This is a genomic window from Sphingobium chungangianum (genome assembly GCF_977014255.1).
In genome coordinates this window covers 157,820-176,097 of record NZ_CDRNIV010000002.1, presented here as the reverse complement: position 1 = coordinate 176,097, position 18,278 = coordinate 157,820, and the positions used below count along the sequence as shown (strand labels likewise).

18 protein-coding genes are annotated in these 18,278 nt (G+C 60.6%); 4 read left to right on the top strand and 14 right to left on the bottom strand.

Annotation, left to right across the window (positions count from 1 at the left end; all coding sequences use genetic code 11):
- The first annotated feature begins 108 nt into the window (after positions 1 to 108).
- Positions 109 to 384, top strand: coding sequence for an HU family DNA-binding protein (locus ACWNC0_RS01010; protein WP_097093579.1), 276 nt, complete (start codon positions 109 to 111; stop codon positions 382 to 384).
- 510 nt (positions 385 to 894) lie between these two features.
- Complete coding sequence (locus ACWNC0_RS01005) at positions 895 to 1,569, top strand: MucR family transcriptional regulator (RefSeq protein WP_449468963.1); 675 nt, start codon at positions 895 to 897, stop codon at positions 1,567 to 1,569.
- Positions 1,570 to 1,643: 74 nt separating this feature from the next.
- On the opposite strand, the gene ACWNC0_RS01000 is transcribed toward ACWNC0_RS01005, so the two are convergent.
- The 7 genes from ACWNC0_RS01000 to ACWNC0_RS00970 all read right to left on the bottom strand — a co-directional run bounded on the left by ACWNC0_RS01000 (position 1,644) and on the right by ACWNC0_RS00970 (position 7,575).
- Positions 1,644 to 2,363 carry a Crp/Fnr family transcriptional regulator gene (locus ACWNC0_RS01000; protein WP_449468962.1) on the bottom strand — a complete coding sequence of 240 codons (720 nt, stop codon included), beginning with the start codon at positions 2,361 to 2,363 and terminating at the stop codon, positions 1,644 to 1,646.
- Positions 2,360 to 2,533, bottom strand: a complete 174-nt coding sequence (locus tag ACWNC0_RS00995; RefSeq protein WP_449468961.1) for a hypothetical protein — start codon at positions 2,531 to 2,533, stop codon at positions 2,360 to 2,362. Before ACWNC0_RS00995 ends, ACWNC0_RS01000 begins: the two co-directional genes overlap by 4 nt.
- Positions 2,534 to 2,942: 409 nt before the next feature.
- Positions 2,943 to 3,542 carry a hypothetical protein gene (locus tag ACWNC0_RS00990; RefSeq protein ID WP_449468959.1) on the bottom strand — a complete coding sequence of 200 codons (600 nt, stop codon included), beginning with the start codon at positions 3,540 to 3,542 and terminating at the stop codon, positions 2,943 to 2,945.
- 150 nt (positions 3,543 to 3,692) lie between these two features.
- A complete protein-coding gene (locus ACWNC0_RS00985) occupies positions 3,693 to 5,087 on the bottom strand; it encodes an NAD(P)(+) transhydrogenase (Re/Si-specific) subunit beta (protein ID WP_449468958.1) in 1,395 nt (464 codons plus the stop codon).
- Positions 5,088 to 5,090: 3 nt separating this feature from the next.
- Positions 5,091 to 5,381, bottom strand: a complete 291-nt coding sequence (locus ACWNC0_RS00980) for an NAD(P) transhydrogenase subunit alpha (RefSeq protein WP_196227069.1) — start codon at positions 5,379 to 5,381, stop codon at positions 5,091 to 5,093.
- Between the two features lie 17 nt (positions 5,382 to 5,398).
- On the bottom strand, positions 5,399 to 6,544 hold the full coding sequence (locus ACWNC0_RS00975) for an NAD(P) transhydrogenase subunit alpha (RefSeq protein WP_449468956.1): 1,146 nt from the start codon (positions 6,542 to 6,544) through the stop codon (positions 5,399 to 5,401).
- Positions 6,545 to 6,756: 212 nt separating this feature from the next.
- Positions 6,757 to 7,575 carry an SDR family NAD(P)-dependent oxidoreductase gene (locus ACWNC0_RS00970; protein ID WP_449468955.1) on the bottom strand — a complete coding sequence of 273 codons (819 nt, stop codon included), beginning with the start codon at positions 7,573 to 7,575 and terminating at the stop codon, positions 6,757 to 6,759.
- A gap of 489 nt (positions 7,576 to 8,064) precedes the next feature.
- On the opposite strand from ACWNC0_RS00970, the gene ACWNC0_RS00965 reads away from it, so the two are divergent.
- Positions 8,065 to 8,616 carry a VOC family protein gene (locus tag ACWNC0_RS00965; protein WP_449468953.1) on the top strand — a complete coding sequence of 184 codons (552 nt, stop codon included), beginning with the start codon at positions 8,065 to 8,067 and terminating at the stop codon, positions 8,614 to 8,616.
- Positions 8,617 to 8,815: 199 nt separating this feature from the next.
- Here the strand turns inward: ACWNC0_RS00965 and ACWNC0_RS00960 are convergent, their stop codons facing one another.
- Positions 8,816 to 9,610 (bottom strand): SDR family oxidoreductase, encoded by a 795-nt coding sequence (locus ACWNC0_RS00960; RefSeq protein ID WP_449468951.1) that lies wholly within the window; start codon positions 9,608 to 9,610, stop codon positions 8,816 to 8,818.
- Positions 9,611 to 9,710: 100 nt separating this feature from the next.
- Complete coding sequence (locus ACWNC0_RS00955) at positions 9,711 to 12,095, bottom strand: TonB-dependent receptor (RefSeq protein ID WP_449468949.1); 2,385 nt, start codon at positions 12,093 to 12,095, stop codon at positions 9,711 to 9,713.
- 328 nt (positions 12,096 to 12,423) lie between these two features.
- On the opposite strand from ACWNC0_RS00955, the gene ACWNC0_RS00950 reads away from it, so the two are divergent.
- Positions 12,424 to 12,738 carry an NIPSNAP family protein gene (locus tag ACWNC0_RS00950; protein ID WP_196227133.1) on the top strand — a complete coding sequence of 105 codons (315 nt, stop codon included), beginning with the start codon at positions 12,424 to 12,426 and terminating at the stop codon, positions 12,736 to 12,738.
- Between the two features lie 95 nt (positions 12,739 to 12,833).
- Here the strand turns inward: ACWNC0_RS00950 and ACWNC0_RS00945 are convergent, their stop codons facing one another.
- The 5 genes from ACWNC0_RS00945 to ACWNC0_RS00925 all read right to left on the bottom strand — a co-directional run bounded on the left by ACWNC0_RS00945 (position 12,834) and on the right by ACWNC0_RS00925 (position 18,267).
- Positions 12,834 to 13,769 carry an aldo/keto reductase gene (locus ACWNC0_RS00945; protein WP_449468947.1) on the bottom strand — a complete coding sequence of 312 codons (936 nt, stop codon included), beginning with the start codon at positions 13,767 to 13,769 and terminating at the stop codon, positions 12,834 to 12,836.
- A gap of 16 nt (positions 13,770 to 13,785) precedes the next feature.
- Complete coding sequence (locus ACWNC0_RS00940) at positions 13,786 to 14,346, bottom strand: VOC family protein (RefSeq protein ID WP_449468945.1); 561 nt, start codon at positions 14,344 to 14,346, stop codon at positions 13,786 to 13,788.
- A 138-nt stretch (positions 14,347 to 14,484) separates the two neighbouring features.
- Positions 14,485 to 15,813 carry an aromatic ring-hydroxylating oxygenase subunit alpha gene (locus tag ACWNC0_RS00935; protein ID WP_449468943.1) on the bottom strand — a complete coding sequence of 443 codons (1,329 nt, stop codon included), beginning with the start codon at positions 15,811 to 15,813 and terminating at the stop codon, positions 14,485 to 14,487.
- A gap of 209 nt (positions 15,814 to 16,022) precedes the next feature.
- Positions 16,023 to 16,631, bottom strand: coding sequence for a CoxG family protein (locus ACWNC0_RS00930; protein WP_449468941.1), 609 nt, complete (start codon positions 16,629 to 16,631; stop codon positions 16,023 to 16,025).
- Between the two features lie 13 nt (positions 16,632 to 16,644).
- The gene (locus ACWNC0_RS00925) at positions 16,645 to 18,267 is read right to left on the bottom strand and encodes an FAD-dependent oxidoreductase (RefSeq protein WP_449468940.1); all 1,623 of its coding nucleotides are present in this window, start codon (positions 18,265 to 18,267) and stop codon (positions 16,645 to 16,647) included.
- Positions 18,268 to 18,278 lie beyond the last annotated feature (11 nt).

Genomic DNA, 18,278 nt, shown 5'->3' with positions numbered 1-18,278 from the left:
AAAATATCTCGAATCCGGCACGAAAATATCGGTTAATGGGCAAAAACACCCCTAGTTGCGGGCGATGAGACAGGTTAAGACCCGTCGTCCACGAAAGGGAGACGATCGATGAACAATACCGAACTCGCCGAAGCAGTTGCAGCCGAGCATGGCCTGACCAAGGCCGACGCCCGCAAATATGTGGACGGCGTGTTTGCCGCTATCGCTGGCGCCGCTGCCAAGGGTGACGAAGTTTCGCTGAGCGGCTTTGGGAAGTTCAAGGTCAAGGATCAGCCGGCACGTGAAGGCCGCAATCCGTCGACCGGCGCAACCATCCAGATCGCAGCATCGAAGAAGCTGACCTTCACGCCCGCAAAGGCGGTCAAGGATCAACTGAACGGCTAACAGGCCGGGCGCCCCTTCCGGCAAGGAACGGGGCGCCGCGAATGTTACGATTGCATGACGTGCAATCGACATGCCGATCTAAACAATTGTCAGGAGAGGGTCGCGGCGGCAAATGCCGCCCTGCCTTTCAGGCATCCTCTCCTAAAACTCATTAGGCCGGTCCTTTTTGGACCGGCCCTTTTTTTGGCCCGCAGCGCGACGGCCGGTTACTTTCGGCGATGGCGGCGTATTTTGGATGCGTATTCCGCGGTCCTCCCCTGGCGACAATATATAAGATGGTTACGGCCCAAATTGTGGGTAGAGCCGCGTTCAATCAACATCTTCACCCATCATGTCGATAATGAGATGGGACAAGATCAGCCCTCTAGTAAGGGCGCCACAGCAGCGGAACATCAGAAGCGTCCATCATAGGGACAGATATCGCCACACTAAAGAAGTGAAGGTGATTTACATTTGAGTTGAAAGCGCGCAGAAGGTCGCCACAGTTATTCAGTGCGGAGAAGCGTGCCAATGTCTGAAAATTCGCAGCCCGACATCACGACGCTCACAGTTCAGCTTTTGAGTGCGTTTGTCTCCAACAATTCGGTTACGAGCGAGGGGCTCGCCGAGCTTATCCGGACAACCCGGATCGCCTTGACTGAAGATCCGGCGGCGGAGTTTGCCGATGCGCAGGCAGCGACTTACACACCGGCCGTTTCCGTTCGCAAAAGCCTGTCGTCACCCGACCACATCCTGAGCATGATCGACGGCAAGCCGTACAAGACGCTGAAGCGCCATTTGGCGACGAATGGCCTTTCGCCGGACGAATATCGCCAGCGCTACAATCTGCCCAAATCCTATCCGCTGGTTGCGCCCAGCTATTCCGAAGCGCGCCGCGCCGTTGCCACGCGCCTTGGCCTGGGACGCAAACCCGCGACAGCGAACGGCGTGAAGGCAGCCGCACCCCAGCAGGCAGATGCAGGCGCCAAGGCCGCGCCGAAAGCACCCGGTGCCGCTGCAAGCGCCAAGGCGCCCGCGGGCAAGGCGGCGAAGGTTGCAAAGCCCGCCAAGGCAGCGGCGAAGCCCGCCGCAAAGCCCGCCGCCGCTTCGGCAAAGGCGGCTGACGGCGCGCAGCCGAAGGCGGCCAAGGCAGCACGCAAGCCTCGCGCAAAGGCGGCAACGGCCGGAGCAGAAGCCAAGAGCTGACGCTCCTTTCTTTTCCGAGATAATGGACGGGCCGTTGCGGTTGGCGCAATGGCCCGTTCTTCGTCAGTCGATGGTCAGTCGTCCGCAGCGGTTACGCGTACCGGTACATGGCCCACCCGCTTGGCGAGTTCGGCCGCATCGGTCAGTTGCAAACGTCCCGAACGCAGGATGACATCGCCACGCCGCCGCATCTGTTGCAGGGTGCGGTTGACGTGAACGGACGTCAGGCCGAGGGCATCGGCAAGGGCGTTCTGCGTCAGCGGCCATGCAAAGCTGCCCTCGCTCACCAGACCGCACAGCGCCAGACGGTCGCGCAATTCCAGCATGAGATCCGCGATCCGTTCCTCCGCGCTGAGGCGGCCGAGGCGCGTGATCTGGGCAAGCAGATAGGCTTCGTCCAGGGCGTGGCTTATTCGATAGGCCTGCTGAAGCGCCGGGGAGCCGATGGACGGCGCGGCGCAGACCGTCAGCTGGCTGAGGGCGACGACGGTCGATACCGACAAGGGGCGGTCATGATGGCAATTGCCGATGAGGTCGCCGGGCAGGATTATGCTCATGATCTGCCGCCGTCCATCGGGCAGGAAGCGCGTTCGAGCGGCCCAGCCATTGAGGATCAGCAGCGGGTTCGAAATAGGCGCGCCCTCCGCGATCAGTTCGCGCGCGGGCTTTAATATGCGGCTGCGCAGGGCGGCATCGGCCAGCGCCGCCTCCGCATCCTGATCGAGAGGGGCAAGCGCGGAAAGCCTGCGGATGGCGGGGCGCGCCGGAGCGGACAGGCGGGTGATGACGGTCATGGCTGGACGACCGGGTTGATGACAGCGCGTTTGCCGATCAACCGCGCCATCGCGAACGGCTTTTTGAACCGGGGCGCATCAATGGACCGCAAGCCGCTTTTAATTGTCATGGATAGCGGCAAGTACTTCATTGGGAATGCCTGTCCCATTTCACCGACCTCCAGAAGCATCGATTTTGCCTGCAAAGGTTAATATGAACGGATGGGAAACGATGTTGGAGGCGAAAGGGTCCACATGTGGTGGTCAACCTGGACCGGTTCGTCTTAAGCCAGGCAAGCAAGTTTTGTCTTTCGCCCGGTGGCGATGGAGCATTGCCCGCGTCAGCACATGCGTGTCATTGGGGCCTGACAAAGAAGCGTCGAACGCGGGGAATTAGAGCGTCGCGCCTTTTATCTGGATCACTCAACCCCGTTCGGGCTGAGCTTGTCGAAGCCCTTACCTTTCTAAAAAGAAGGAAAGCCCTTCGACAAGCTCAGGGCGAACGGTAACAGAGGAAGATTTTGATTTAAGGCACGATGCTCTAAGCAGAGTATCGACGGACGCCGTGGGCCTGTTCCATCGGTGGTGCGGTCGGGGCGGTCAGAGACCAAGTTCTCCCTGCCGCGGGCGCACTGGCGCGGATATTGGCGGGGAAAGCGGCGGCTGCACGGGCGGCATGGCGGCGGACGCTATCAGAATGCGAGCGAGGCCTGTCAGCGTGTAGACGGCCTGCCGCTGTGCGCCGCGATTATGGTGATCGACGCGGTAGCCCTGATAATGACGGCGCAGCAAGCCCGCCGCGACCATTTCCGATACGGCGCGGCTAAGGTTGGTCTTGCCCGAAGCGCGGACCCGCAGCTTCACCTCCTCTTCGACCGCGAGGCTGGCGGCGTCGGGATCGGCGGGAAGACGCCCCTGTACGGCAAGTTCGGCTCGCACGCGCGCGGTCAGCGCCATGCGGCGGGGATCGCGGCCGCCCATGGGGGTCAATGCATCGCACAGCCAGTCGCGCAGGGGCCGCAAGCCGCCCTCTTTCGCCACTAACGGTCCTGCGCTGCCGTCCGGGCGCGCCGCCTCGGCAATCAGGGTCAGCAGCATGAAGGCGTAACGTGGCCGCGTGCTGACATGGGCAAGCCGGTCCAGCAGCGCAGAAAGATCGCCACTGGAGGAAGAAGGAGGCTTGATCGAACCGTGAAACATAACGGGGATGAATCAAGCACAGGTGGAGGCCAATGTGAATCCCTTGTGTTGGGAATTGGTCGCTTTTGTCGCGAATGACACTTTGCCCGAGGGTAAAGTGTCATTGTTGGCACTTTGGTCGTGGGGTAGTTGAGGGAAAGTGAATGGCGATCAGTGGAGGCCTGAGCCGCCCCCGCTCAGTTCCTTGGCGATGGAGCCGACCATGTCCTTGGCGTCGCCGAACAGCATCTGGGTGTTGCTGTTATAGTAGATCGGATTGTCGATCCCGGCGAAGCCCGCGTTCATCGAGCGTTTGATCACGAACACCGACTTGGCGCGGTCCGCTTCGATGATCGGCATGCCCGCGATCGCGCTCTGCGGATCGTCGCGCGCCGACGGGTTCACGGTGTCGTTCGCGCCGATGATCACCGCCACGTCCGCCTGCGGCAGTTCGGGGTTGATGTCGTCGAGATCGACCAGCTGTTCGTAAGGAACGTTGGCTTCGGCAAGCAGCACGTTCATGTGGCCGGGCATGCGGCCTGCCACCGGATGGATCGCGAACTTGACGTCTACGCCCTTCTTGGTGAGCGCCTGATACAGCTCGCTAACCTTGTGCTGCGCCTGCGCGACCGCCATGCCATAGCCGGGGATGATGACAACGCTGCTGGCATTTTCCAGCTGCATCGCCGCTTCTTCAGCCGAAGCCGAGCGCACCACCCGGTCATCCTTGCCGCCAGCGACGCCCGCGACCACCTTGCCAAAGCCGCCGAACATGACGTTGGCAAAGCTGCGGTTCATCGCCTTGCACATCACCAGCGCCAGGATGAAGCCCGATGCGCCATCGAGCGCACCCGCGACGATCAGCAGCTTGTTGCCCAGCGCAAAGCCCATGGCGGATGCTGCAAGACCCGCATAGCTGTTCAAGAGCGCGATCACGGTCGGCATGTCCGCGCCGCCGATCGGGATCACCAGCAATATGCCGAACAGCAGCGCTAGGCCCGCGAACAGCGGGAACAGCCAGGTCTGCGTCGGGTCAAGCGCCAGCGTCACGCCGATCGCCACCGTCGCCAGCGCCACCGCGCCATTGACGATGCGCTGGCCGGGGAAGGACACCGGGCGGCTGCCCATCAGTTCCTGCAGCTTGGCAAAGGCGATGATCGAGGCCGTGCAGGTCAGGAAACCCAGCAGCATCTCGAACATCAGCGCCCACAGGATGAAGCCGCCCGCATATTCCGCATGGGCGTGCTTGTAATATTCAGCGGCACCGATCAGGCCGACGGCCAGCGCGCCAAAGGCGTGGGAGATGGCGGTTCGCTGCGGGATCGCCGTCATCGGCATCAGCAGCGCCATCGGGATGCCCGCCGCCGCGCCCGCGATCATCGCGATGATGATCAGGTTGTAATCAACGACCTCATGCTGGACGAGCGCGCCGATGATGGCGATGATCATGCCGATCTCGCCCGCGCGCACGCCACGACGGGCGGTCGAAGGATGGCTCATCCACATCAGCGACAGGATGAACAGGGCAGACGCGACAATCGCCGCGAAGGGTACAAAGGCGTCCATCTGTTACTTCCCCCGCGGCTTGAACATCTTGAGCATGCGATCGGTGATCATGAACCCGCTGACCAGATTCACCGTCGCGCAGAACACCGCGATGAAGCCCAGCGTCTTCGCCAGAGGCGTCGCCCCCGCCTCACCTGTAATCGTGATCGCCCCCACAATCACCACCGCCGCAATCGCATTGGTCAGCGACATCAACGGCGAGTGCAAAAGCGGCGATACCTTCTTGATCAGCTGAAAACCCAAAAAGGCCGCCAATATGAAGACGAACAGATAATCTGCATTGAAAGCGTTCACTGACTTATCCCCTGTGTTCAGGCCGCCGCTGCCTGCACGAAGCGCGGGTGGACGATCTCGCCATGGCGGGTCAGCGTTACCGCTTCGATCAGCGCGTCGTCGGCGGGCATCGTCAACCTCTTTTCCGCCTTGTCCCAATAGGCTTCGATGAAATTATAGCAGTTGCGCGCGAACAGGTTCGACGCGTCCACGGCGACCCTCGCCGCTCCATCGACAAGCCCGATGAGCTTGACGCCATGACGCAGCACCATTTCCCCGGCGATGACACCTTCGACATTGCCGCCGTTTTCGGCGGCCAGATCGACGATCACGCTGCCCGGTTTCATGCTTGCGATCTGCGCGTCGCGGATCAGGCGCGGAGCGGGCCGTCCGGGGATGAGGGCGGTCGTGACGACCATGTCCTGCCCGGCGATATGCCCGCTGACCAAGGCCGCCTGACGCTGCCGATAGGCTTCGCTCATTTCCCCGGCATAGCCGCCCACCGCTGCGGTCAACTGGTCGCCGTCCTGAATCTCTTCGAATATGGGCTTGGCGCCCAGAGACATGATCTGCTCGCGTGTTTCGGGCCGCACATCGGTGGCGGATACGACCGCGCCCAGTCGCCGCGCGGTCGCGATCGCCTGAAGACCCGCGACGCCCACACCCATGACGAACGCCTTGGCCGCCGCGATCGACCCCGCGGCCGTCGTCATCATCGGCAGGCAGCGATTGAGTTCGGTCGTGGCCCGCGCAACGGCATGATAGCCAGCGAGATTGGCCTGGCTGGACAGTATATCCATTGCCTGCGCGCGGGTCGTGCGGGGGAGCAGTTCAAGCGCCATCGCTTCCACCCCCAGATCGGCATAGGCGGCCATCCTGCCCGGATCGGCAAAGGGCGCCAAGCCACCGACCAGCTTCGTTCCCGGACGAACCCCGAGCAGTTCGGCGGCAGCCGGAGGACGCACCGTGACCACGACATCCGCCTGCGCCAGCGCTTCCTTGCGATCCACGATCAGGGCACCCTGCGCGGCATAGGCGTCATCGGAGAAACCCGCCGCAAGACCTGCGCCGCTTTCGACCAGCGTCGACAGGCCGAGCTTTGCATATCGGGCGACAATCGAAGGCGTCATGGCTACACGATGTTCACCAGCCACCTGTCCGGCCAGGACGGAAATATTTACCATCGATCCTCTCTCTGCCTCAGTCAGCCGGACAACGATCACCGCAGCTGATATGCCTCGCTATGCGGGAGTAGCCCGATTCAGCCTTCGCGGGCCGCGCCAGTGATACATGTTATCTGACATATGTCAATTATCGATGCAGCCCACGCAGGTGTGTGTGCAGTGGGCCGTCATGGAGCAGGCGCCGTCATGAAGACCGGCGCCTGCCCAAAGGTTCAAAGCGAAATGCCGCCGTCGACGCAGGTGATCTGCCCGGTGACATAGGACGCCTGTTCAGACGAAAGGTAGAGCACCATGCTGGCAAGCTCCTCGCCCCGACCCGGCCGATTGCCCAGGCGAATGCGGCTGGTCATCCATTCCAGCGCTTCGGCCCCAGCGTCGCCGCCGGTCATGGCACGACCCGGATCATCGAGCGAAGCCTCCGTCTTGTCGATCGCGCCCATGCCGAAGTTGAACCAGCCCAGGCGGACGACATTCGCGCGCACTCCGTAGACAGCTTCTTCCGCCGCGAGATAAAGCGCCATGCTTTCCAGACCCGCCTTTGGCACCGCCGACTGACCGTCGCGATCGAAGCGACGGGCGTTGCCGAAGCTGGTGCAAACAGTGATGACGCCCTTATTGGCGCGCATCTGTTCCTTTGTCGCGCTGATCACATTGAAGAAACCGAACAGTTCAGTCTTGACGAGAAATTCCATGAAGCTGGGCTTCACGTCGGCCAGTTGCAGAGCGTTGTCCCACATCGGCCCGGACGCATAGATGACCGTGTGGATATGACCGAAACGCTTCACCACGCCGCTGATACATTGTTCGACAGCCTGCAAGTCGGTTATGTCCAGCTTGCTGGCAGATGCCGTTACCCCTTCGCTTTCCAGTTCATTCACCAACGCATTCGCCTTGGTTTCATTGCTGTTGTAGGTGAAGGCGATATTGGCGCCAGTCTTTGCAAAGGCGCGCACGATCGCCGACCCCGCGCCGCCGGTTCCGCCGATGATGAACACGGCACCTTCGCGCCGCACCGTCAAATTATAGGTCATTTTTCCTCTCCATAAGTCCGCGTTGCAAGCACCCAATCCGCCAGCGAACGCCCGTCAGCGCCAAAGGTGTTGGCATATTACCTGACGGTTGTCGTTCATTTAGTCAATGACCAATGCGCTGTCCCGCCACCCAAAGGGCCGCCTCCCCAACCCCATCCAGTCGATGCCGCCATTTATCAATTTGACGAATGGAGGCATATTCGTTAGCAGACATTTGTCGTTTGTCGAGAAATCAGCGACGGAGGAGCAGGGCATGAGCCGCTCCGGGTAGAGGATGAATGATCATCAAAAGGTCACCAAAAGCGCTGCATAGCGGAGGGCCAGATCGCTCAATGGCCGGGAAATACGCTGGTTTTCGGACCTGCGGCATGTCCCTGGCCACCGGCGGCCGACACGGTCCAAAGCCGTCGGCAAAGATCGGATCCCTCGCGCGATTACCCTCACCGTCGAATCAATCATCTGACAATTGTCTTTGAAGGAAGCAACGCCATGAGTGATTTTATCTTCACACCCGCCCTCGCGATCACGCAGATCGCTTTTGTGGTGCCGGACGCCATCGAAGCGGCCCGCGCCCATTCCCGCCGTTATGGATCGGGACCGTTCTGGGCCGTCGAACATTATCCGCTTCATGTGCATCGCTATCGCGGCAAGGACAGCGTCATCGACGTCACCTCCGTCTATGGTCAGTGGGGCAATATCACCGCCGAATTCGTGCAGCAGCATGATGATGAACCGTCCGCCTATCGCGATCTTGTGAAGAAGGGCGAGTCGCGGATTCATCATTTCGCCATGTTCGTCGATGATCTGGACAAGCGGATGGCTCAATATGAAGCTGAAGGCTGCGAGGCTGCTCTTTATGGCGAAACCTTCCCCAATGGTATGGGCCGCTACGCTATCATGGATACGTCGAAACAACTTGGCGTGATGACTGAACTTTATGAAGAAGAAGGCACCCGTCCCTTCTACGACCATATGAAGAAGTCCGCGGAAGGATTTGATGGCACCGATCCGATCCGCCGGATGCAGTTCACCGACCTTTAAGACGAGGTGGAGCCGCCCCGACAGCTAACAGGTCGGGGCGGCTGCTGCATGTAGCAAACAGGTTGTTCAGGCGGTGCCCACTCAGCACTGCCCCCGCCGAAGCAAAGTAGGGAGGGTAGCCAGCGCTACCCTCCCTTTCTGCATTCCCTGCGCGTTTGCGGACGGAAGCAATGCTCCCGCCCGCACCGCTGTGTCGTTGTCAGCTGCTCAGATGCGCCGTGGCACGCGCGGCCACCTCGCCCAGTTCGGACAGGATCGGGTTGCGGCGGAGCGTGAGCCCGCCATTTACCTGAAGATTCTGGCCGGTCATGAAACATTCGTCGGATGCCAGCCACACAACGGCAGCCGCAATATCTTCGCGTGTGCCAAGGCGGCCGAGCGGATATTCCTTTGCAAAGGCGTCGATCAGTTCCTTTACCCTGAAGCTGTCGCCAGCCATCGGCGTTTCGGTCAGGCCCGGCGAAATGGAGTTCGCCCGAATGCCGCGCGCGCCATATTCATTGGCCACGGTACGGATCACATGGTCGATTCCGGCCTTGGTGCCCATATAGGCGGCGTGATTTTCGAGCATGATGGTCGCCGTTGCGGAGGAAATCTGAATGATCGATCCGCCCTGCCCCATTACCCGCAACATCGCCTGGATGAAGAAGAAGGGGCCTTTGAACTGGATGTCCATGATCTTGTCGAGATCAGCCTCCGTCGTTTCATGGGTCGGCTTCATCAGCCCCCAGCCAGTCGCGTTCACCGCGACGTCCAGTTTGCCATAGGTTTTGACGGCAAAGTCAGCGGCGGCATCGACATCGGCCTTGCTGGTGATGTCCATCAATATGAAGCTGCCGCCGATCTCTGCCGCGAGCTTGCGCAACGGCTCTTCGTGACGACCGGTCACGACGACCTTCGCGCCTTCCTGGGCGAGGCGCTCGGCGATCTTCTGGGCCATGTTCTGTTCGCCCGCGGCGCCGGTGACCAGTGCTACTTTTCCTTCAAGCCTCATATTCAACTCCTGGGATTTTCGGTGCCCCGCCGCAGCCTGATGAAAAGCGAAAAAGGCCGGGCCGCCTCGCCAGGCTGACGAGGCGGCCCGCCATGTCGTGTCAGAAGCGCGCGGTCAGCGACGCCCCCCAGGTCCGGCCCGGCGACGGGTTGGCCCAGTCGATGAAGGTGAATACCGCCTCGCCCGACGTGTAACCGTCGTACGTGGTGTTGTCGGTCACGTTCTTGACGAAGCCCGAGACTTCGAGCGTGGTGTTGCCACTCACCGGGAATTCGTAGCGTACACCGAGGTCGATCTTTGTCACCGGCGGGATCGACGCACGCGGGTCGTTGATCACGTCCGTTTGGTACCGCGACGTATGGAACAGGGCCGCGTTCAGGCCGATGGTCCCCGGACCGGCGTCGAAGCTGTAGTCCGAAATCAGACCACCGGTCCATTTCGGGGTGCGCCGCAGCTTCAATCCGGAAAGGTCTGTCGTTCCCTGCCCCAGATTACCGATGAAGTTCAGATACTTCGCTTCGAGATAGCCGAGCGATCCGGAGATCGTCCACCCCCGCATCGGCGCAACGGCCAATTCGGCTTCGAGGCCCTGATAGCGAGCCTTGGCGGCGTTCAGGGTGTTGGTGACGTTCGTGGTTCCGACGACCTGCAGGATATTTTCCTGCTTGTCGCTCAGCGTGTTGTGGAACGCGGAAAGGTTCAGGCGAACCCGGTTATTGAGGAATTCAGTCTTGAGGCCGACCTCGAACGCATCCATCGTTTCGGGCAAATAGGCCTGTGTTGCGGTGACCAGGTTGCCAGGACGACCGTTGAAGCCGCCGGTGTTGTAACCACGGCTGTATTGGGCATAGGCCATGACGTCGGGCGTAAACTTGTATTGCAGGTTCACCTTCGGCGTAAACTTTTTGAACTTGGCGCGCCCTGCAACGCTTCCGACCAGCGGCCCGATAACATCATTGTCCCGCACGGTAGAAAATACGGGGTCCCACAAACTATAGGCAGTCGTCTTCCTGTCCCAGGTCTGACGGGCACCAACCGACAACTGCAGTTTTTCGGTGATGTCATAGTCCGCCTGGAAGAACAAGGCGAAGGTCTTGTTTGTCTGATGCGTATCGTAGCGGTTGAGTGAATTGAGGAAGCCTACGCCCGGCGGAGTCGAGAAAGTCGGCAAGCCGTTCGTGAGGATCGGACTCCCCGTGGTGAGAAACCCGTCGGGCAGCATCGACACGTCAAGCGACGGATCTTGCACCTCCGTATAGGAGTAGTTCATGTAAAATGCGCCGGCAACGACGTTGAACGGCCCCTCGAACGACGTTGCGAAGCGGGCCTCCTGCGAGAACTGCTTGGCATCGACCCGGGCCTTGTCGCGGAACAGCGCAAAGCGGGTTGCGTCGAAATCGCTGGTCTGCCGTTCGTGGAACTCGCGATAGCCGGTCAGCGAAACGAATTTGACCTGATCGGTCAAATCGTACGACACTTCACCGGTCACCGCAGTCATGCGCAGAGATGCGGGAAGCTGGGTCGTTTCGACGACATTCTTGCCCTTGTCGAGATTGGCAAGCGGGCCGCAGACGATGCTCGTCGCCGGATTGTAACAGGTCGCGTTTGCGCCACCGACATAGCCCGGCAACGGATAAGGGATGAAATCTGGGACGTTAAGGGGCGTATAGGGCGGAATCTGGCTGTCGTTTTCCAGCCGGTCGAATGCCAAATAGATGTTCAGGCGATCGGTGGGGGTTGCAACAGCGGCGAGCGAGTATTGCCGGACATCACGATCGCCCTCCCGTCCGCCGGTCACGATGTTGCGGAACTGGCCATTATCCTTGCGCACCGAAACGGTCGCCTTGACCGCAAGCACGTCCTTGATCACCGGGGCCATGATGTAGCCTTCGTAGTCGTTCTGGCCGAAGCTGCCCACCGTTAAGCGCACCTTGCCCGTCGTGTCCGCCGACGGGTCGGGCCGGAGGCGGATCACGTTGATCACCCCGCCGGTCGTGTTCTTGCCGTTCAGAACGCCCTGCGGGCCGCGCAGAACCTCCACGCGCTGGACATCGAACGCATCGATGAGCGCGCCGCGCTGGAACGCGATCGGAATGCCATCGAGCGTGATGCCGATACCGGCCTCGACGCTGGGCAGCACGTCCTGAATGGAAATGCCGCGCAAGCTGATCTGGGGCACGTCGACGGCTGCGCCGGAACGCGTGACAGTCATGCCCGGCACGAGGCCGCGGAGGCCGGTCAGACCGTCGATGCGGGCCTTTTGAAGCGTGTCATTGCTGAACGCGGAAACGGAGACGGGCACACTTTGAAGTGGCTCGGCGCGCTTTTGCGCGGTTACGATGATGTCCGAAAGTCCTTCGGATTGCTGCGGCTGATTGGCTGCGGTCGCGTCCGGCGCTTGCTGCGGCTCCGCGGCCAATGCCGCCTGAAAGCCGCCCAACGCAGTTGCGATCGCTATCGCCGACGAAAATGCCAGGCCTCGCATATGCCCTCCCCATTCAACGTTGATTATGATCCGATGTAGCCGCGACTCTTTTTGAATCGACTTGTCGCTACACAAGTGTGCTAGCTAACTGCTTTTCGCCGGAGGGTCAACAGTGAAGCATGCGCAGCAAGCGCTTGTGAGCATTTTTATCTGACATATGACGGTTATTTTTTTCATTTCGTGGCGGGTTAAGCGGCTATCCCTGTCACGCGAGCGACCAGTCTTTGATGCATCATGTCGTCGCTTGAATATCAGACGTTCGTCATTTATCGTACGAATGTGCGGTGAGAGCCTAGCTCCGACCGCGATCGCAAGGAGTGGATATCAGATGAGCGTTTATCTTCAGGCAACGTTGGAACTCGATTATGAGACGCTTCCCGTCTTTTTGAACATAGTTCCTGAGATGAAGCGCATCGCCGAAGGCGCGGGTTGGGAGATGATCGCCGGGCTCGTCACCAAGATCGGGCGGGCCAATACCGTCATCCATCTTTGGAAATTGCCCGACATGAATGCTTTCGATGCCGGCATCCAGGCCATGGCGAGCGCGCCTGAAGGTGGCAAAATCTATCAGGAAATCTGCCGGAGCGGTGCGAAGGAAACGCTAATCTTCGCTGATGCAGCGCCCTATTCACCGGCGCATTGACGCAGAGCTGAAAATGAAACGGCGGGAGGCTTAGAGCTTCCCGCCGTTTCTTGTAGTGATGCTTCCCGGTCGCAGTGACCGGGGACGGTCGCTAATTACAGCTGATCGAGCTCCGCCATTATGTCTTGCGGCAAGACTGTCATGCAGGCCTGCGCATTGGCATAAACCTGTTCGGGCTTGGTTGCCCCGGCGATCACGGATGAGACGAAGGGCTTTGCGGCGAGCCAGCCGAGGGCCAGCTTCACCATCGGAATGCTCGATTTGCGGGAAATCTCCCCGAGACGGCTGACCTTCTCAAACCTTTCAGGTGTCAGGAACTTGTCGAAGAAAGGTATCTGCCTGAGGGTTTCCAGACGGCCCGAACTGTCGTCGCCACCCAGATATTTGCCCGTCAGCAACCCGTTGGCGAGGGGGAAGTAAGGCAGAAATCCGACGCCATTGGCGACCATCAAGGGCGCAAGTTCGCTTTCGACATCGCGTGCCAGCAGGCTGTATTCGGATTGGCATGATATGAAAGCCGCACGATTGCTGGCTCCGGCTGCGTCCAGTGCTTCGGCCAGCTGGGCGGCACTGTGGTTCGCACAGCCGACATAGCGCACCTTGCCCTCCTGAATCAGCTGGTCGAATGCGGCCAGCGTTTCGCTAATGGGCACCTTCGGATCGGGATAATGCAGTTGGTAGAGATCGACATAATCAGTGCCCAAATTGGCAAGGCTCTCTTCCAACGCCTGCCGTACATAGGCAGGGGCCGCACCCTGATTGTCGTCGCTGTCGCCAACCTTGTCGCCGACTTTCGTGGCGATGATCACGGAATCCCGGCGACCGCGAAAAGCTTCGCCGAGGATGCGTTCCGATTCCCCCGGAGGGAAGCCATAGTTATTCGCGGTGTCGAAGAAGTTGATGCCGGCATCCAGTGCAGCCGAGATCACCTCAAGGGATTTTTCCTTGTCGAGGAACCAGCCGAAATTATTGCAGCCAAGACCGGCAATAGAGACTTTAAGGTCGGATTTCCCGAGATTACGCTTTTCCATGTCGAGAATATCCCCTTCAGGGTTGGCCATATATGTATCGGATGGGATCGGACCCGTCCCAGCCTTCGGCGGCATCGCGCACCATCTTGTAAAAGTCGCTGACAACGGCCTCTTCATAGAATTCGGTCAGCATGCCGAACTCCTTGCGCGTGTCCATCATCGCATAGGGGCTGGGTTTGGAGTCGCCGAGCGGTGACACGACGGAATAGAGGATGTTATCAAAGCCCTTGCTTTCATAATCCTTGATCGCCGCGTGAATGTCGTCAACGAACACCGTCATGTGGTGCAGGCCGGGACCACCTGTCGGATAAAGTTCACTATAGGCCGATGGCGTGTCACAATGCTGTTCCACCAGTTCGACCATCACGTCGCCCCATTGGCCGACGACACCTGTCGTATCGAGGTCGATTTCCTTGCCGCGATAGGTTTGCAGGTCATGGGGAAGGTGCGCGAGCACAAAGAAGGGGCCAGAGCCGAAGCGGGCCATGTGTCGGCGCGCCCATTCGATCGCGTCCGGTACAACGAATGCGATCTGCCGCACCTTCTTGAGTTGGCCTGAAACAGGGTCCAGGAACATCGAGCCTCTCCTTTTAATCGGCAATCGTCAGTTCGCCGCCCGAGGGTGCGGGCGCAGGTTTTTTGCATTTCGGCAACCGCTGACCGAAGCTGCCACGCCTATCGGCGCTGCGGACGCGTACGCCCGCAGCGCCGTTCGTCATTCAGCGGCGATGGACATCCCATTTTCGGCGATCAGTTGATCGATGCGGTCGTGATAGTGGGAAATCCGCTTTTCCTGACCAGCCAGTTCCGCGCCATTCCACCCGCGCGAATGCATGCCGCGCTGCTGCGCCTCCATGATACCGGCATCGCCATCGAGCGTGATGCCAAGGCTTCCTTCGCCGAAGTTGCGCCATTCGCGTTCTACAGGCGCACGCACGGTGTCGGCAACGCCGCCCGCCGAGGTCAGCATCTTGGTAAAGAAATCCTCTGAACCCGTCGCATAGAACCAGGTGTCGAAGGTGCATTTTTCCGGGTCGGTCGGATGCGGCCAAGCGCGCAGGAACAGCATGCCGTCCGAAAAACAGGTCAGCGTCAGGTTGGGGAAGATCGAATAGAGGAAGGTATCCGTCAGCTGCGCGTCTTCCATCCGATCATAATGGCTATGGCCGCGCTCGACGCCCAGCTTCCGCTTTTGCGCGATGATCGCTTCCCGGATAGCCAGCGGCTTGTCCTTGAAATCTTCCGGCTGCAATTCCCAGGTCTTGAGATCCTGAATCAGATACTCGTCGATCGCCAGCTTGCCGTCAGGCAGATAGCGCGAAGGCTGGCTGCCCGGCGTCACAAGGCGCGCATGGCCGTTCTTCAGCGTTTCGATGACCGCCGTCACATAATAGGGCTCGTTCACATACAGCCCCTCCGGATGCGCGGTGGGGATGTGATATGTTTCGCGGAAATTGTCCGAAATAATCTTCCAGTTGCAGGGCATCCGCACCGATATAGCCTGGGTGCAGTGCATCTGCTCGAAGGGATAGCGCGCCAACGGCTCGTACAGTTCGCCCAGATATTCCTTGAGAGGCATGGGGTTGGCGTCCATGTTCACCCAGACGAAGCTGGCGAAGGTCTCGCTGTTGATCTCGGCGAGCCGCTTGCGTCCGCATGGGGAGCCCGCAGAGAAGTCCTCCGGGTCCTGCGCGCCGATGCATTCGCCTTCCAGCGACCATTTCCAGCTATGATAGGCGCAGGTGAAGGATGGCATGGACCCTTCCGCCACGGACACCAGCTTGTTCCCGCGATGCTGACACACATTATAGAAGGCCTTGATGCTGCCATCTTCCTGACGCACCACAAGGATGGATTCCGTGCCAACCTCTTCCACCAGGAAGTCGCCCGGCTCAGGGATCTGGTCTTCGCGGCACACCACGAGCCAGCTCTTGGTCCAGACCGCATCCCACTCCCGCCCCGCGAAGTCGCGGTCGAAATAGCGCCAACCCTGAAGTTTCGAAGACCGTCCGGCTCCCGCCTCGGCGACCAGATTTTCCGTCATTTCCATCTCCTGTCGATTCAATCCAGGCGCATCCCGGCGCGCTGATCCTGTTTCCAATCGTCCAGCTACATCCAACGGCCCGCTTTACGCGCACCAGGCAAAAGGCGGCCAGGTTCCGGACGATCATGCATAACGGACATTTGTCCGTCAATAGCGGAGTATCCTTCCCTCGCGGAGTCCACGCCTTTACGGCAGACCCCGCGCAAGATTTATCCTTGTGACGGCTTGTCCACCGCCTGGGCGATCTTCATCGCCAGATCTTCAGCAACCGGCTTCAGCATTGGTCCCAGCAGCAGGTTGAGGACCGGCCCGGTCGCTCCGCCCGCCTGAACGTTCAGCCGGAAAGTAATCTGCGTGTTTGGATCGCCCGCATCTGCCACGGGCGTTGCCGCTTGCACATCGACACTGTTGGTGACGCGCCGCAGCAACCAGCGGGACAGGCGTTCCCACAATCTGCTCAGCCAGCCGCCGGAAGGAGAATGCGCGGGGACGGCGGCGGGTGGCGCGGCATTCGGCATGCCGCCGCCCAGATCGATCGCCAGAAACTCGCCCGAGCCGGTGACAGGCTCCTGCAGACCCTGCATCACGAAGGTGACGCGGGTAGGCTCGTTCCATTCCGTGACCTGGACCTTGAACTCCGCGCTGCGGGTCAGGCCGCCCAGCTCGCCCTTCACAACCCAGATGGATTCATCGCGGTTGATCTTCTCGTGGCGCTGATACCCTGTGAGGAACGGCGCCCAATTGTCCATGTCCTCGACGAAATTCCAGACCTGAGGCAGGGAGGCGGTGACCGTTGTGGTATGTTCGACTTCGGGCAATGTCGCCTCCTTTTCAGAACCTGTTGACGCTGGACGCCGCCTCGCGTCCGGCGATGTGGCCGAAGACCAGGCCCGGCCCGATCGTGGCCCCGGCGCCCGGATAGGCCATGCCGGTGAACCCGCCGGAGACGTTCCCCGCGGCGTAAAGGCCGGGGATGCGGCCGCCCCTGACGTTCACCACTTCCGACTTGGCGTTGATCTTCGGCCCGCCCTTTGTGCCAAGCACACCGGAATAGACACGGCAGGCGTAGAAGGGGCCTTGCTGGATCGGCCCCAGCGATTGGAGTGCTCCTTCGCGTGACGGGTCGCCATAATGGCGGTCATATTTGCTCCGACCACGGTGGAAGTCGGGGTCCTCGCCCCGTTCGACATTCGCGTTGAAACGCGTGACCGTGTCTTCAAGGCCATCGGGATTTACGCCGATTTTCTCGGCCAGTTCGCGCAGCGTCGGCGCGGATTCGAGCCATGCCGGAATCGGATCGCCAGGATAGCGCGTGCCGAACGGATATTTGTCGAGGAAAGTCGAATCGAGGATGATCCAGGCGGGCAGGTTCGGATAGTCGAACGCCACTGGGTCGAAGTTGCGGAAGGAGCGGCCAACGTCATTATAATTATGGGCTTCGTTGACGAAGCGCTTGCCCGCGCGGTTGACCATGATCGAACCGGGCGAGGCTCTTTCGCCGACCACCATGCGGTTGAGCTGCTGCCCTTCATATTCGTCACCCGGAATGCGGATCATCGGCATCCACCAGGCTTCATGGGCATTGGCCATGCTCGCCTGCGCCTCGGCCGCCATGATCAGGCCGTCGCCCTCATTGAAAGGCGGGCTGAGCGGACCTTCGATGGGAGCGCCCATCAGGTCGGTCGCCATGTCCTTGTTCCATTCAAAGCCACCGCTTGCCAGAATGACGGCGCGGCGGGCGCCGATCCGGACCATGCGGCCATCCTGTTCGACCTCAATACCGACAATGGCGCCATCGTCGATCACCAGACGGCGGCCACGGGCGTTGCGGCGAAACTCCACGCCCTTGTCCACCGCGCCCTTGATGAGGCCAGCCATCAGCGCCATGCCGGTGCCCACCATGCCCTTGGCAAGGCGGTCGCCGATGATTTCGGGGTCCAGCATATTGGTCCCGTCATCGATGTCGGTCATCGCGACAGGCAGCGGGAAGCAGGGGGCCGAACGCAGGTGCGCGCGCAGTTCACCCAACTCGCCCGCCGGGAACAGGCCGGGGCTTACGGAGCGGCCGAAGGTGCCGCCGGGATGTTCTGGGTGATAGTCAGGCGTCTTGAGCGCCCGGAACGCCAGCTGGGTCTCTTGCTCAAGGTAACGCAACACGCCCGGCGCTTCATCGACATAGGTTTCGGCCAGTTCGATGTCCATTTTGCCGAGCGAAAGGCTGCGAAGATAGGTGAGCGCCTGTTCGCGCGAGTCGGTCGTTCCCACCTCGTGCATGTGGTGATTGTTGGGGATCCACGGCACGCCGCCCGACACGGCGCTCGTCCCGCCCAGCTTGTCGCTGCGCTCCAGCACCAGCGTCTTGCAACCGCGATGCTGTGCCGCGATCGCCGCCGACACGCCCGCCGCGCCGGAGCCCATGACCACCACGTCGAAAACCTCATCCCATACCGGCATTATAGCTCTCC